At 53.5% G+C, this 15,714-nt stretch carries 13 protein-coding genes; 7 read left to right on the plus strand and 6 right to left on the minus strand.

Translation table 11 applies throughout. From position 1 onward, the window contains the following. Positions 1–52: 52 nt before the first annotated feature. Together ACR0KC_RS22035 and ACR0KC_RS22040 are read left to right on the plus strand one after the other, a co-directional pair. Positions 53–2,494 carry a tetratricopeptide repeat protein gene (locus tag ACR0KC_RS22035; protein WP_480707676.1) on the plus strand — a complete coding sequence of 814 codons (2,442 nt, stop codon included), beginning with the start codon at positions 53–55 and terminating at the stop codon, positions 2,492–2,494. 116 nt (positions 2,495–2,610) lie between these two features. Continuing rightward, the gene (locus ACR0KC_RS22040; RefSeq protein WP_480707678.1) at positions 2,611–3,201 is read left to right on the plus strand and encodes a polysaccharide biosynthesis/export family protein; all 591 of its coding nucleotides are present in this window, start codon (positions 2,611–2,613) and stop codon (positions 3,199–3,201) included. Between the two features lie 55 nt (positions 3,202–3,256). Here the strand turns inward: ACR0KC_RS22040 and rfbA are convergent, their stop codons facing one another. The 4 genes from rfbA to rfbC are packed head-to-tail and all read right to left on the minus strand — an operon-like array spanning position 3,257 to position 6,568. Continuing rightward, entirely contained in the window at positions 3,257–4,129 is an 873-nt protein-coding gene (rfbA, locus tag ACR0KC_RS22045; RefSeq protein WP_480707680.1) for a glucose-1-phosphate thymidylyltransferase RfbA, read from the minus strand. Beyond that, on the minus strand, positions 4,129–4,974 hold the full coding sequence (gene rfbD / locus ACR0KC_RS22050; RefSeq protein WP_480707682.1) for a dTDP-4-dehydrorhamnose reductase: 846 nt from the start codon (positions 4,972–4,974) through the stop codon (positions 4,129–4,131). Before rfbD ends, rfbA begins: the two co-directional genes overlap by 1 nt. Continuing rightward, on the minus strand, positions 4,971–6,011 hold the full coding sequence (gene rfbB, locus ACR0KC_RS22055; protein ID WP_480707684.1) for a dTDP-glucose 4,6-dehydratase: 1,041 nt from the start codon (positions 6,009–6,011) through the stop codon (positions 4,971–4,973). The genes rfbD and rfbB overlap by 4 nt, the downstream gene beginning before the upstream one ends. After that, positions 6,008–6,568 carry a dTDP-4-dehydrorhamnose 3,5-epimerase gene (rfbC, locus tag ACR0KC_RS22060; protein ID WP_480707685.1) on the minus strand — a complete coding sequence of 187 codons (561 nt, stop codon included), beginning with the start codon at positions 6,566–6,568 and terminating at the stop codon, positions 6,008–6,010. Before rfbC ends, rfbB begins: the two co-directional genes overlap by 4 nt. Before the next feature lie 317 nt (positions 6,569–6,885). On the opposite strand from rfbC, the gene ACR0KC_RS22065 reads away from it, so the two are divergent. The 5 genes from ACR0KC_RS22065 to ACR0KC_RS22085 all read left to right on the plus strand — a co-directional run bounded on the left by ACR0KC_RS22065 (position 6,886) and on the right by ACR0KC_RS22085 (position 13,734). Further along, positions 6,886–8,289: a hypothetical protein gene (locus ACR0KC_RS22065; RefSeq protein ID WP_480707687.1), complete on the plus strand. Its 1,404-nt coding sequence runs from the start codon at positions 6,886–6,888 to the stop codon at positions 8,287–8,289. A gap of 103 nt (positions 8,290–8,392) precedes the next feature. Beyond that, positions 8,393–9,991 (plus strand): VPLPA-CTERM-specific exosortase XrtD, encoded by a 1,599-nt coding sequence (xrtD, locus tag ACR0KC_RS22070; protein ID WP_480707688.1) that lies wholly within the window; start codon positions 8,393–8,395, stop codon positions 9,989–9,991. 193 nt (positions 9,992–10,184) lie between these two features. After that, positions 10,185–11,006, plus strand: a complete 822-nt coding sequence (locus ACR0KC_RS22075) for an acyltransferase family protein (RefSeq protein WP_480707690.1) — start codon at positions 10,185–10,187, stop codon at positions 11,004–11,006. A gap of 186 nt (positions 11,007–11,192) precedes the next feature. Further along, entirely contained in the window at positions 11,193–12,590 is a 1,398-nt protein-coding gene (locus ACR0KC_RS22080; RefSeq protein ID WP_480772300.1) for an O-antigen ligase family protein, read from the plus strand. A 10-nt stretch (positions 12,591–12,600) separates the two neighbouring features. Then, complete coding sequence (locus ACR0KC_RS22085; protein ID WP_480707693.1) at positions 12,601–13,734, plus strand: acyltransferase family protein; 1,134 nt, start codon at positions 12,601–12,603, stop codon at positions 13,732–13,734. A gap of 10 nt (positions 13,735–13,744) precedes the next feature. Here ACR0KC_RS22085 and ACR0KC_RS22090 read toward each other — a convergent pair whose 3' ends face one another. Together ACR0KC_RS22090 and ACR0KC_RS22095 are read right to left on the minus strand one after the other, a co-directional pair. Next, complete coding sequence (locus tag ACR0KC_RS22090) at positions 13,745–14,617, minus strand: hypothetical protein (protein ID WP_480707695.1); 873 nt, start codon at positions 14,615–14,617, stop codon at positions 13,745–13,747. Positions 14,618–14,634: 17 nt separating this feature from the next. Continuing rightward, positions 14,635–15,708 carry a Gfo/Idh/MocA family protein gene (locus ACR0KC_RS22095; protein WP_480707712.1) on the minus strand — a complete coding sequence of 358 codons (1,074 nt, stop codon included), beginning with the start codon at positions 15,706–15,708 and terminating at the stop codon, positions 14,635–14,637. Positions 15,709–15,714 lie beyond the last annotated feature (6 nt).

The following is a 15,714-nucleotide window of genomic DNA, read 5'->3' on the forward strand; positions in this document are numbered from 1 at the left end:
CTTGAACCAAGGGCGAACTCGCCGCATCATCATCCTGTGCAGGATGATAGGAATGCGAACAATGATACAACAGGTCGTCAAGGGCGTTTATTTCGGAGCGGCGCTGTTTCTTCTTGCTGCCTGCGATTCCGCTGAGGAGCGGGCCGAAAAGCACTACCAGGCTGCGCTGGCGCATCTTGAACGCGGTGATATCGCCCGGGCTGCGGTCGAGTTCCGCAACGTCTTCAAGCTGAACGGCAAACACAAAGAAGCACGGCTGACCTATGCGCGGATGCGCCGCGACTCTGGCGAAATATCCGAAGCGTACAGTCAATATCTGCGCCTGGTCGAACAATATCCCGACAACCTCGAAGGCCGGCGTGCCCTGGCGCAGATGGCCACGCTGGGCGGGGATTGGACCGAGGTCGAGCGCCATATCAAGGTCGCTGCAAAACAAGCTCCGCAAGACCCAATTGTGCGGGCTGTCCTAACCAGTATCGCCTATCGTGACGCCATCGCTCTGGACGACGAAGCTACCATTCTGTCCGCCGCGAAACAAGGGCTTGCGCTGAGTGTCGAAGCGCCAGACCTTGTGATCCCGCATTTCGTCGTCGTAAATGAATGGATACGGCAAGAGGATTGGCACGCCGCGCTGGAGGCACTTGAGGCGGCTATCGCGGTCTCGCCAGAAACACGAGGGTTCTACAATCTGCGCCTTGGCGTTCTGGATCGGCTTGGCCGGACCGATGAAATCGGCGCTGCGCTCGATGGCATGGTCCTACAATTTCCCGAGGATGAAAGCATTCAGACCAGTCTGATTAACTGGTACATGTCTCGCGGCGACTTGGAAGCCATCGAGACTTTTCTGCGTCAACGTATCGATCCGAAACTGGATGACCCTCAGTATCGTATGATCTTACTGCGATTCTTGGCGGCCACTAAAGGTCCCGAAGTAACGATTGCCGAGATCGACAAAATGTTAGTTGGCGATCTGACCCGTCGTCCGTTGTATCACGCGCTGCGGGCCGGACAGGTGTTAGCTTCCGGTAACACAGAGGAAGCAATTGCCGACCTGCAGGCTTTTATCGATCGCTCCGAACCCTCAGCAGATCTGAATGACGCCAAAATGGTTCTGGCGCATATGCTGATTGAAACCGGAGATACCGCCGGGGCCTATTCGCTCGCCGAAAAGGTGCTGACTGAAGATTCCGGTCATAGCGGCGCCATAAAAATCGAGGTCGCCCGTCTGATTATGAACGATCGTACTGGTGATGCCATTATCCTGTTGCGCAAAGCCCTACGCGACAGCCCCCGCGACCCTCAGCTAATGACACTGATGGCCCGCGCGCATGAACGCAGCGGCAATCGGGACTTAATGGCAGACATGATGTCTCTGGCGGTCGAAATGTCGAATAGTGCCCCGGACGAGTCCCAGCGCTACGCTGAATTTCTGGTCAGCGAAGGTCAGAATGACCACGCCGCAAGCGTGCTGATCGACGCCTTGGAACGCCAACCCAAAAATGTTCAATTGCTGGTTCTACTCGGGCGGGTTCATATCCGGCAAAAAAGCTGGCGACGGGCACAAGCCATTATCAACAGGCTCCAAGCCCTAGATGCGCCGGCTCAGCAGCAAGCACAAGTTCTAACCGCTAATCTGATTGATGCTCAGGGTCAGGAAGATACCCTGCTTAGTTATCTGGAAGGGTTGAACGCCCAAAATGGCAGCATCGATTACATGGCTGAGATCGGCACTGTACGCGCCCATTTGCGCAACGGCAACCTGAACGCGGCGCTTGAATATCTTGAACAGGCGCTCGAGGCCTCACCTCAGGATTTCATGTTGCGGTTTCTCCAAGCATCGGTCCTCGCCGGACTAGGGCAGCAGGACAAGGCCATCGCTGTTTATCGCGGTTTGGTTGCAGAAAGGCCACAAAGCGAACGGTCGTGGGTGGCGCTTCACGTCTTGCTGTTGGAAGCCGATCCGCAGCAAGCAGCCGAGATTCTGGAACAGGCTGTCATCGCCCTGCCCAACAGCGCAACCCTGAAATGGCTGCAGGCAGGGGCGCTAGAGAGACAAGGTGATATCGAAGGTGCAATTAATGTCTACGAAGGCCTATATGCCGCTGATAGCGACTCAAACATTATCGCCAACAACCTTGCCAGCCTGCTGGTAACCGGACGCGACGATGCAGAAAGTTTGGATCAGGCTTATCGCATTGCCCGTCGCCTACGGAACAGCACGGTTCCGCATTTCAGCGACACATATGGCTGGATCGCCTATCGGCGCGGTGATTATGGAACTGCCCTGAAACATTTGGAGTTTGCAGCCCGCCAACTACCCGAGGAGGCTAGCATTTTGTATCATCTGGGGGCCACCTATGCCGCACTCGGGAGGACTCAAGACGCACGCAGCATTTTTGAACAGGCCGCCGAAATGCAAACATCCGATGATCTGACACAAAAAGTGCATGATGCTATTACCAATCTGGATGCTTCACCCCGAGGTGGTAATTGATTCTGATGGCGGAACAATTTCACCACAACAGTGATCCGGCGCGCGGCGGATGGCTTACATAGGCCCAGCTTCCGCGCTAGGCTCGATTGGAAAGTCAAATTTTGAGGACGCATAAGATGCTAAGAATATTGATCGGCCTGTTCAGCCTGATCCTTTCGACGACCGTCGCGCAGGCACAGAGCAGCTATCAGGTCGAGCCCGGCGACACACTTCAGGTTGAAGTTCTGGAAGACCCCACTCTCAACCGAACGGTTTTGGTCCTGCCTGATGGGTCCATCAACTTTCCTCTCGTCGGATCGGTTCAGGCAAGTGGCAGATCGGTCGCCGCGATCCGGGGTGATCTTACTTCTGGTCTGTCCCCGCAGTTTCAGTCTCCACCCACTGTCTATGTCGCCGTTGCGGCAACGGCGCAGCCCAAACTCCCCGACCCTATCGCCGCCCCTAATACAGATGACATTTATGTTATGGGCGAAGTCAACGCGCCCGGACTGATCGAAGCAAGGCCGGGCACGACCCTGTTACAGGCTTTGGCGCAGGCGGGTGGCCTGACCCGTTTTGCGGCGGCCAAGCGCATTCAATTGCGGCGGCACAATCAAGTCATGAACTATGATTTTCACCGAACCGGAAAAAAACCCAGTATCGCGGGCAATACGGTTCTAACACCCGGTGACGTCATCGTTGTTCCGCAGCGACGTTTGTTCGAATAAACGCGCTTTCTCTGAATTTGTCCGTGACTCCCGGCAGGTATGGGGCAAGTGCCCCTTATTTTAGTAAGCCTGCCAGATAGGCCCCGTACCCGTTCTTGGCAAAACGTTCGGCCTGTGCGGACAGTTCGTCCCGGCTGATCCAGCCCTGCTGAAAGGCGACTTCTTCGGGACAGCCAGTCTGCAACCCCTGCCGTTCTTCCAGGGTGCGCACGAAATTGCCCGCATCCAGCAACGAGGCATGGGTGCCGGTATCCAGCCAGGCATACCCCCGCCCCATGGTTTCCACCTGCAGCGCACCTTCCTCCAGATAAGATTGCAGCAGGTCGGTGATCTCCAACTCGCCGCGCGGGGACGGCGTGACGGCGCGGGCGCGCTCGGAAGCCGTAGCATCCAGAAAGTAAAGCCCCGTCACCGCGTATTTCGACGGCGGCACCGAAGGTTTTTCGATGATCTCCCGCGCCCGGCCCGCATCGTCGAAGGCAACAACGCCATAACGCTCGGGATCCGCTACGTGATAGCCAAACACGGTTCCCCCCGCCGGTTTGGCATCCGCTGTGGCCATCAACTTGGGCAAGCCATGGCCAAAAAAGATGTTATCACCCAGGATCATCGCCGATGGCGCGCCTGCCAGAAACGCCTCGGCCAGAATATAGGCCTGCGCCAAACCGTCTGGGCTGGGCTGCACCTGATAGCTGAGCGTCACGCCCCATTGCGCCCCGTCCCCCAGCGTGCGCTGAAATTGTTCCTGATCCTGTGGCGTGGTGATGATGCAGATCTCACGGATACCGGCCAGCATCAGCACGCTGAGCGGGTAATAGATCATCGGCTTGTCATAGATCGGCAGCAATTGCTTCGACAGGCCCATGGTGATCGGATAAAGCCGCGTCCCGCTGCCACCCGCCAGGATGATCCCCTTGCGCTGTGTCATCAAATCTCTCCCAAATCCTTCAGAATATCCTTCAAACCCTGCCGCCAGTCGGGGCGAGAAATGCCGAAAACGGTCTCTAACGTTGAACAATCCAGCCGTGAATTCAGCGGTCGTCTGGCCGGGGTCGGATAATCCGAACTGGGAATATCCGCGATGTCACAGGTGATGCCCGACTGCACAAAGATTTCGCGCGCGAGTCCGGCCCAGCTGACATCCGGGGCACCCGAGAAATGGTACGTTCCCGTTTTCCCGGGATCAGAGGCGAGCTGCTCGGCAATCTCTATACAGGCCGCTGCAATGTCGCGCGCCGGGGTTGGCCCGCCGATCTGATCGGCAACGATGGTCAGCCGGTCACGTTCCTTGCCCAGCCTAAGCATTGTCTTAACAAAATTAGCACCATGCGCCGAGACCACCCAGGAGGTCCGCAGGATCGCATAACATCCCCCTGCCCCGCTCACTGCCTGTTCGCCTTTCAGCTTCGACCGCCCATACGCCCCAAGCGGGTCGGTGGCGCTTTTCGGTGTCCAAGGCGTATCGCCACCACCAGCGAACACGTAATCGGTTGAAATCTGAACCAGGGGCACCCCCAGATCGGCACAGGCCTGCGCCATTGCGCCCGGCGCATCGCCATTGATGACCGTGGCCAGTGCCTCCTCGTCCTCGGCGCGGTCCACGGCGGTATAGGCGGCGGCATTGATCACCGCCTTTGGGTTTCGTTCGCAGATGGCCTGGGTGCATGCTTCAGGGTCCGACAGGTCAGCCCCGGCCCGGCCCAGACAGACTACATCCCCATATGCCGCCAGTTCCCGTGCCACCTGACCGGTCCGGCCGAAGACAAGGATCACGCCTTTACCCCCAGCCGTTCACCCACGCCCTGCCGATCCTGCAGGGCCCGCCACCAGCTTTCATTGTCCAGATACCACTGCACCGTCTTTTCCAACCCTTCCTCCAACGTGACCGAGGGGCGCCAGCCCAGGTCATCACGGATACGGGTCGGGTCGATGGCATAGCGCAGATCGTGACCTGGGCGATCGGAAACAAAGCTAATTTGCTCGGAATAGGATCTGTTTCGCGGACATTTTTTGTCAAGAATAGCACAGATCATGCGGACCAGATCGATGTTGCGGGCTTCGTTCTCACCACCGATATTGTAGGACTGCCCTACCCTGCCCTTCTGCAGTACGGTCAGCAGCGCGTCGGCGTGGTCCTCGACATACAGCCAGTCGCGCACATTCTCACCCTTGCCGTAGACCGGGATCGGCTTGCCCGCCAGCGCGTTCAGGATCACCACCGGGATAAGTTTCTCGGGGAAATGAAACGGCCCGTAATTGTTCGAGCAATTGGATAGCACCACCGGCAGCCCGTAGGTCTCGTGCCAGGCCCGGACCAGATGGTCGCTGGCCGCTTTCGAGGCGGAATAGGGCGAGCGCGGATCGTAAGGCGTTTCTTCGGTGAACGCACCGCTTTCGCCAAGCGAGCCAAACACCTCGTCGGTCGAGATGTGGTGAAAGCGGAAGCCCTCGGGCCGGTTCTGCCCTTGCCAATACGCCCGCGCGGCCTCAAGCAATGTATAGGTGCCCGTGATATTGGTCTCGATAAAGGTTCCGGGCCCGTCGATCGAACGATCCACATGGGATTCCGCCGCTAGGTGCATCACGGCGTCCGGGCTATGGTCGACAAAGGCCTGATCCATCGCCGTACGGTCGCGAATATCAGCCTCTACAAAGGTATAATTGGGCGAATTTCCCACGCTCGCCACATTGTCGAGACAGGCGGCGTAGGTCAACGCATCCAGATTGATCACCTGATGCCCTGCGGCAATGGCCTGCCGGACCACGGCCGATCCGATGAACCCGGCGCCGCCGGTCACAAGAATTTTCACGCGGCACCCTCCCACACAAAAGGACTGTCGAAATCGGCCAAGGCCAAGGCGGCGGCGTCTTTCTCGGACAGAACCGGATCGCCGGTCAATTCCCAGTCAATGCCACAACTGTCCCAGCGCACCGCACCATCGCACTCCGGTGCGTAGTAATCGGTGCATTTGTAACAGATTTCGGTATCGGGTTCGCGGGTGACAAAGCCGTGCAGGAACCCCTTGGGCACCAGAAGCTGACGGCCGTTTTCGGCCGATAGTTCAACCCCCACCCACTGTTCATAGGTGGGCGACCCCTTGCGGATATCGACAACGACATCAAACAACCGCCCCCGCCCGCAGCGCACCAGCTTATCTTGCGCATGGGGTGGGGCTTGAAAATGTAGGCCTCGGATCGTATCTACCTGCGCCGACAGAGAGTGGTTGTCCTGCACAAAATCTAGATCAACTCCGCGATCCGCCAGAACCATGTAATTCCAACTTTCGCTGAAAAAACCCCGCGCATCGCCAAAACGCTTTGGTACCAGAATCAGAACGCCAGATAGGTGCGTTTCTTCTATTTTCATGAAATTCCTCGTGGCACTCATAACATGTCAAAAATATTCTTTTAAATCCACCTTAGATAGCTCCAGACCTATCAGCACTCTGAAACGAGATCATTCAAAATAACAGCCATTTCCCAAAGTGGCGGCTCACGCATACAGGTTGTGACCTGCGCGGGCAATTCCGCGCAGGCACGGTCAACAATACATCTCATTCAAGATTATTGTGGCTTTGGCGTTACGTCTGGGCCAACTGGTACGACATTAGGACGCTTCTTAAATGATTTCGCCCGGCAACAGCGTTAGAGAATATATAGTAAAGATAGACGAAAGATCCGAGAATGAGGACGAGCAAAAGAAGAACGGCCCGCTTCTTCCTGACATTATACACCAGCCTTACCATCACAGGCCCAGCTGCATCTCAGGAAACCGGATCGGGCGCTCTGACCCAGAATTTTGGTATCTCTTCCACGCTGCGGTCAAATGACAATTTTGGCCTCAACGATCCATCCCCGGGCACGTCGACGCTGTGGGACAACATTCTGGATTACGAGTTACAAAAGGAAACATCTCTGGATCGACTGTTGCTGGGTCTAGGTGGTACGCTCCGGTTTTCGGACATTCCCCTGCAGTCCAGCGGTTCTGAATTCGATGCCCCCTTTGCTAACTTTGCGTATACACGCACCGGTGCCAATAGCCTGCTGGACAGCCAGTTGCGCTACAGCGAAATAGATTTGGCCTTCAACGATCCGTTTCGCCGTCTGCAAGAGGATTTCGACGATCTCATCAATGATGAACTTGTTCTGGATGATGGAACCCGCAGAACAGCCAGCGCCGGACTGCAATTCGAGACCGGGCTAAGCGATCCTTTCGGTGCAGGATTTGCGCTGGATTATCGCCGGATCAGCTTTGACGACACCACTGATCCCAACCTGTTCGCCCGGCGCACAAACAACAGCGAAGTCTTTGGCCGCTTCCGATTTTCTCCAGTGTTGGATGGGCGGTTGGGCTACGCGCAGGAGGATTACCGGGCTCCCGAAGACGATGATACTGACCGCACCACCCGTACCACTGACTTTGCCCTGACCTATGACGTGAACCCGGTAACCTTGATTGAGGCCGTGATCGGCTATGCCAATATCAATGAAACAACAGACACCTTCCCGGACATTACCGAGCGTGGAATGACTGGCCGTTTTGCCTTGATCCGTGAGCTACCCACAGGCACGGTCGGGGTCGATATCTCCTCGGAATTGTCGGTCAATGGCCGCCGTGAATCGTTGTTGTTTAGCCGCGAGATCGACCTGCCTTTAGGCGAAATCTCTGCCAGTGTCGGTGTGACACGCGGGCCGTTGGGGGAAACCAACCCAATTGGTGGCCTCAGCATCGTATATGAACGCCCCCGCACGACCCTGACCGGCAGCTTTGAACGTGGGTTCACGACAAATGACCGCAGCGAAGAAACCCGTACCACCCGCGCCGTACTGGGCTATGCCGTAGTCATCAACACATTGTCCTCCATGACATTTGATCTTGATTACGCCAGCGTCACCGCTATCGGACGAGGCAGCTTCCGGGATTCAACAGCCGGAACGTTCCGCGCAGCCTATGTCCATGAACTGACGGATGACTGGGACTTGTCAGCTGGTTACGAGTACGTGAGTTTTGAATCAAATACCGAATCTCGGCGTGATTCCAACGAGATATTCCTGACCCTATCCCGGCGCTTCGCGACAAGACGATAAGTTGTCGGACTCGCTTTCCCAACCATCTCGCCTATAATGGGATCATAGACCGCAATAGCCTCGTTTTCCGGTGCTCGGTTATTAGTTTGAGAACGGCGATTTTATGTCTGGCACACATGAATTTCACACGATTTCCCACGCATCTCCCGCCATAAACCCGGCAGGTTTGGCGTGGTTTCTGTTGCTCCTGGCTGGTTCCGTGCCAATTTTCTGGATCGGATTGGTATCGCTGGTACAGGCATGGTCTACACCAGAATACAGCCATGGCCCCTTGATCCCGGTCATCTCATTATATCTTTTCCTGCGCGAGATGCGCCAATTGCCCGCACCTAACCCGAACGTGACTGATCGCTGGCCTGGCCCCATCATTGTGCTGCTTGCTCTGGCGCTAGCGATCTTTGGTAACTTAACACGCATTCCCGATATCGTGACATACGCGATAATCATCTGGGTGAGCGGCGTGGTGTTCAGTATCTTTGGCTGGAAACGCGGGTGGCATCATCAGTTACCGGTAGTGCATCTGGTGTTCATGCTGCCCCTGCCCCAATTTCTTTACTGGAAACTGACGATCTTTCTGCAAGGGGTTTCTTCTTTGATCGGCGTCTGGCTGGTCGACTTGGCGGGCGTAACCGTCTTTCTCGAAGGCAACGTGATCGATCTAGGTGTCTATAAGTTACAGGTGGCCGAAGCCTGTTCTGGCCTGCGATACCTGTTCCCGATCCTCAGTTTTTCCTATCTCTTCGCGCTGCTCTATCGCGGACCTATTTGGCACAAACTATTGCTGCTGCTAGCCGCTGTACCTCTGACCATCTTGATGAACTCTGTGCGGATCGGGATCATCGGCATTCTTGTGGACAGCTATGGCATTGAAGCTGCCGAAGGGTTTCTACACTTTTTTGAAGGTTGGGTCGTCTTTTTGATCTGTATCGCAATTCTGTTCCTGATAGCCGTCATCCTGCAACGTTTGGGGCCTGACCCCAAACCGCTTTCCGAGGCGATTGATCTGGATACACACGGCTTCGGTCCGGTTGCGTTGCGGGTTTTTGCGATCCACCCCTCACGTGCACTTGCCACCGCAACGTTGCTGACACTGGCCGTATCCACGGCATGGGCACTGCAACCGACCCCTAGCGCTGATCCGGTCACCCGCGATCCGTTCTCTCTGTTCCCGCACCAACTTGGCGAATGGTCAGGATCAAGCACGCAGTTGGACCCTGAGGTTGAAGAAGTGCTGGGCGCCACAGATTACCTCAACGCTACCTATGCCCGGGCCGGAGACTCCAGCTATATCAACATGTTTGTCGCCTTCTACGAGAAGCAGACCGAAGGGTCGGGCATCCATTCCCCTGAAGTCTGCCTGCCTGTGGGCGGCTGGGAGATTTTCAACCTAAACGCCCATCAGGTCGCACCGGGCGTCGAGGCGTATGGCACATTTGTGGTGAACCGGGCTATCATTCAGAAGGGGTTAAACCGCCAGCTAGTCTATTACTGGTTCGAACAGCGCGGCAAACGCCAGATCAATGATTTTCAGGCCAAGATAGGCGTTGTCATGGACAGCATCACGATGGGCCGAACCGATGGCGCTCTGATCCGCTATGTCACTCCGATAGCTCCGGGTGAGACCGAATCTGATGCAGATACACGGCTGATTGATTTCATGGAGCAGAGCATGCGCAGGCTGCCGCGTTTTGTTCCCCTATAAACGCCCCCAAGCCGTTTACTCCTAGGTCCTCTCGGCGCATTTAGCCTGTGTTCATTACTACACGAAACACATCTATGTGATCAAAAGCACTCTCTGCTATGTCAGAAGTATGTAACACTTCCGCTACCCTGTAAGATTTTTTTGCTTTAAATACTGCAGAGGCGGCTGGGAGTATGAAGCGAGTTTAATCAGTATGTTATATCGTCAGCGTAACGGCGGCATCGAATATCTTCGCTTTATCGGTGCAATTGCCATCGTCTATTTTCACCGTAGCCTCCCCGGATCGGAGTTTGCACTTTCCGCACTGCCAATCTTTGTTCTTCTTTCTATTTACTACGGCTACGGTCGGCCAAAGGCTGAAAGAGCAAAACGGCTTCTGGTTCCTTGGGCCATATGGTCCGGAGTCTACTTTGTTCTCAAATGCATCGAAGCCCTCACAACCGATTCAACCCTCGTCTCTGAATTCGAACCTTGGATGTTTTTGACAGGACCAAACATCCACCTTTGGTTTCTGCCTTTTGTATTTGTGTTTACGGTCCTCTTTTTCAATCTCGAAAAGCACTTCAGGATTATCCTGCTGCTGCTAACCAGCATGGCATCCTACCTAGTTTACAATCTGACCGAGTTGGGCCCGCCCTTTGTACAATGGTTCTCCGTGTGGCCCGCCGCCGCCGCTGGTTTTCTATTCAGGGACACTCGGAACAGAAATCTCATCATATTGCTGAGCAGCATTCTGTTCCTGCTTCTAATGCTTACACCTCTGGACAGAGGCGCACTGCAACTCCTGATTTGTATGGTGGTTGTATGGCTGGCTTTGGAGTCAAATGTGCCATCGACCGAGGTCTCAAGATATCTGTCCCAGCTTTCTTTAGGAATCTACCTTGTCCATCCGGCCATCTCATCGATTGCAGAACGCATCCACATACCCGATGGATTGATTTTGTTTGCCTTTGTCTGCACCTGCTCAACGCTCTTCACTGCGGCTGCGCGCCGTTGGATACCCGCCGCGGTTTAGACACAAAAACTGCACTATTATGAGAAAGATTATGCAGACCGGATCGCAGCAAGCACCTTACACAGCTAGAGTTATCATGCCAACCAAACGGCGCTATCACATAGCCGAGCCTCTTCAGCGCCCGCAGCTGGAGGCGCTGTTCTGGGCCATCAGTTTACAGGGCGGACAAACAAAGGCTTGAAAATAATGAGACCTGAAAGACCATCTCTTGCCACGGGCTCAGCTTTCGGACGACTTGAGAGCTGTTCTACCCAAAACCAAGTGGATGCCCGTTCTCAATTGCCGTTGCTTGCCAAAATCACATTGCTAACTTTGCTGACACCGGTTTTTCTGTCGCTTGGGCCGCTGGTCCTGACCCCCTCAAAAATACTCTTTCTGGTCACAGTTCCATATCTGGGTATCAGGTTTTTGAGCGGGCGTTACGGGAAGATCTTAATACCTGACCTTCTGATATTTGCGTATTTGGCATGGATGGCTCTGGCTATGTTCATCAATCATTCGCCCCGCGTAGCGGTCGAGTATATGGGCTCAAATTCATTGATCCTGCTGGGGGGATATTTGACGGCGCGGGCAGCTATACGAACGAAGTCGGACTTTGTCGGGTTTATCCGTTTTCTGGCGCTTGTGGTCGCCATCAGCTTCCCATTCGCAATTTATGAATCCTGGACCAGCCGGACAACCATTCCTCGCTGGTTGGATATGTTGCCCGGAGTGCTTTCGCACGACGACGTCCAGCATCAGAAACGGCTTGGATTGTGGCGAACCCAATGGGTTTTTTCACACCCCATTCACTATGGCGTTTTTTGCTCCTTGGTCTTTTCCCTCGCCTTTGTCGGCATGAAAGGTATTTGGAGCAATACCCGACGATATATCATTTCTGGTATAATCGCAGTGTGCTGCATCTTTTCTGTATCCAGTGGCCCGGTTCTAGCACTTTTGGCCCAGTTCGCACTTATCGGATGGGGTTGGGCTCTTAAATGGACCGGCATCCAGTGGCGGCTTTTGGGGTGGCTCTTCGTAATTTTCTATACAATTGCCGAACTCGCTTCGAACCGGTTCGCCCTATATGCAATCGTAGAAAAAATGTCGTTCAACCCGATGACGGCCTATGCCCGGAAAATCCTATTCGAGTATGGGGTGCAGCAGATTCACCGGACACCCACATTCGGCGTAGGCTACCACCGATGGCCGTTGCCGACCTGGTTGTCGGGTAGTATTGACAATTTCTGGCTTTTGCTTGCCATCACCTTCGGCGTCCCCACATTCATTTTTTTCGCAGCCGCCTTTCTATCATCTATGATCAGCATTGGCCGCCGGGACTTTTCACAAGATCCGATTCTGGTACAGTTGCGGCTGGGTTGGGTATTCACGATGATCAGCCTTATTCTGGTATTATCAACTGTGGCTATCTGGGCCGAAATTTATTCGATTGTCCTTTTCGTGGTCGGTTCCGGCATATGGATGATGGGCGCAAGTGTATCAGAATCGTCTGGAGTCACAATTCCTGCAACTACTCGAACTTCAGGTATCAAATACACCCGGTTCCCCGCGGATTCGCCACACAAATTTACGGACAGGACATAAGACGCTTAATATGACCGGACAGTCTCACAATCGCAGTACCTCGCGACACGGCAACACCGTTACGGCCCTTCGGAGTCACAGATCCATTCTGTTGGACTGCATCAGGGGCCTTGCTATACTGGCTGTCCTTATTTTCCACGTTGCGAAACTCTATAACCCTGCCGAACTGGGCGCGTTCGGGCAGTTCATGCGTGTTTATGGAAAACTCGGCGTTGATGTGTTCTTCCCCCTCAGCGGGTATCTGATAACCAGTTACCTGATCAAACAATCCGGAAAGGGCAGTGTCCGGATCTTTTTCCAGCGCCGGATTTTTCGAATTCTTCCCTTGTATCTTGTAGGAGTCACGACATTTCTGGTGTCCGGTTTAATACTGGGCAGCCCGGACCCTTTAGAACACATCTGGATTCCATATCTTTTCCTGACTGGCTGGTTCATCTTTTTCTATGATATATCAGCCGTTCCATACACAATCACATGGTCTCTTTCGGTCGAGGAATTCGCGTATATTCTCTTTGGTATCGCGGCTTGGATTAGCCGAAAACACATGCCGTTGATCTTGTTGGGTATCTGCATTCTGTCAACCGCTTTACGAATTGATCTGGCAAACCCGATTGTAAAAGGATTCGATACCTTCCCACCTGCCCGGCTGGATTCGATTGCTATTGGTGGGCTGGTTGCCTACTTTTCGCTCAAGAAATCCCCTAATAAAATCGCCTTGTGCATTCTGACCATCATGGCCGTAACGCTGCCGCTGAACCTGATGGTTCCGGCCTTCAAAAACCCACTGCTGTTTACAAATATTGCTCTTGGGACGTGCTTTTTTATCGTCGTTATTGAAGCTTGGATGAAGAACTGGTGCTTTTGGCCGCTTCCCTGGCTGGCCTCAATAGGATTTTATTCTTACTTCACATATCTGTTTCACGTGTTCAACATTCATTTTCTGGCTTTGGTGTGGGAGAGAACGCTACCCGGCGCCCTGCCCCCATTTTGGGCACTGGTCCTAGCTTCATTGCTGTTTACACATGTTCAAGCCCTGTTATCATTTCGATATTTCGAAGGACCGCTCATCAATTATGGGCGCAGGCTAGAAAAACAACACGCGGCCTCGCCAATTACCGCCACCGCGACAAAAGGACAAAGCTGAGCTTCAGCGATTATCGGGCACCAAAATATTCATTTACCAGAGTATTGGTAGCTGCGATATTTTGACGGCTCGAGGCCCCAAAAACGATCGATTCCAAATTTGGCACTGTAGAAAGCCACTCAATTGCTTCCCTCGGAGGAATTGCACCTGATGCGAAAACAGACATAGCGATTCCTCGCAACTGACCTTCTCTCAAGGTTTGCACATAGGCATCCAATCCCCCGCAAGTTCGAAATCCTATCTTGTTGATATTCGAACATATAATCGGGTTTTTGATCCCAACCTCTGTCAGAGCTTGATACAGCTGCGGCATATTCATTGTGATAAACCCCGGCTCGGCATCGTATTTCTCGCAGATATGGTCATGAAAAATGCGAAATACATCTTTCATCCCCATACCCAAAAGCAAATCTACGATTACGTTCTGCAAGAAGATGACTGGGGTTTTCAGCCCCTTGAACATTTTCATTTCTACATCAATCAGAATTTTTGTGATACCTTCAATATCCTTAGACGCCAAAGATTTGGCGCCCCTTATTGCAGATTTCAGCAAGCCGTCATCCGGCATGAAATGCAAAGCTGCCCCCAGCATTCCAAGCTCGGTAACCGCGTTGGCGTATTTATGAGCATACGGCATACACGGGTAGAACTGGAAATCCTTGTAGCGTCCCGGATTGACGCGCATATGATCGCACACTTCTGATATCCGGTCATGCGTTGTACACATAAAGCTACGTACGCCCTCGTCTAATGCGGCATCCAGTACATCTATGATTTTAGACGTATCCTGAAAGCTAATAGCCTGTGCCCGGGCCTTCTCTTCGGACATATGATTGATGCCAAAGAATTGATTGTCGCCAAAAATTAGCTTGTCGAGTGTCATAAATCTCTTTCCGATTATTATCGCCGGAACCACGAACGTCTACTTGCGGCTATCGGTGCCCCAGGGGATCGTGTGGGAGCAGTTTCCCGATCCGCCAACATCATCGCAATTGTTTTGTCGGTTTTGGCGGCCGAAGAAAAATCGTTGGCTGTCTTGTCAGTACCATCCAGTATCGCGTTCACGAAGTCTTCGATCTGGGCCGAATACTCTTCTCCGCGCAAATAGAAACTAACCTCTTGCGTTAGCTCGGTTGTATAGCGGACGTTCCAGCCTGATGTATATGTAGGCAAGCTATCTGATGCGTTTCGGAGATAAAGCTGACATTCTTGCCGGTCTGAATAAAGGCGGCCATTGGTACCGTTTATGGTGATTTTCGTCGACATCTTGCGATAACTTTCGTCCGACCAGTTAACAGAAACATGGGCCGAAAGACCATTGCCCCACATCAGGGTCGAATACACTTCGTCATCCGTATCGGTTGAGAAAATAGGATTGAGAATGGTACCAGCGACACCAGATGGTTCACCAAAGAACCAGTTTAGCAAATTTATGGGATGCGCTGCGTAATCGTACAGGCATCCTCCGCCTTCCTGGCGGTCGGTTCTCCAAGTTTTGCCTTTTGGGCGCAAAATCACCGGCCCGTAAGCTTCAGCCAGAACATGAGTGATGCCCCCAAGTGCCCCTGAATCGACAATTCGCTTCATCTCCTGAAAAGCGCCCACATAGCGATTGTGATACCCTACTTGAGAAACCAGATTCCGCGCCGCGGCGAGTGCGGCTAGTTCTTCTGAAACCTTCCAGTCAAGACAGAAGGGCTTTTCGCAAAAGACGTGAATATTGCGATCCAGCGCCTTGCGCACCATCGGGGCATGCAAGCGCGACGGCGTGGCTATTATCACTGCATCGACTGCCGCCTGCTCAAGCATTTCATCATAATCTTTATAAACCGGGCAGTCTGTATAACGTTTAATTCCATCCAACAGGAATGCAGAAGTATCGCAGACAACCACGTCTGTCCGGGGGTTGGCATTGGCTATTGAGAGATGAGATATTCCCATCTTTCCAAGCCCAACAAGACCTAATCTAATCATATTTTT

The sequence above is a fragment of the Ruegeria sp. CF3 genome, assembly GCF_056537365.1.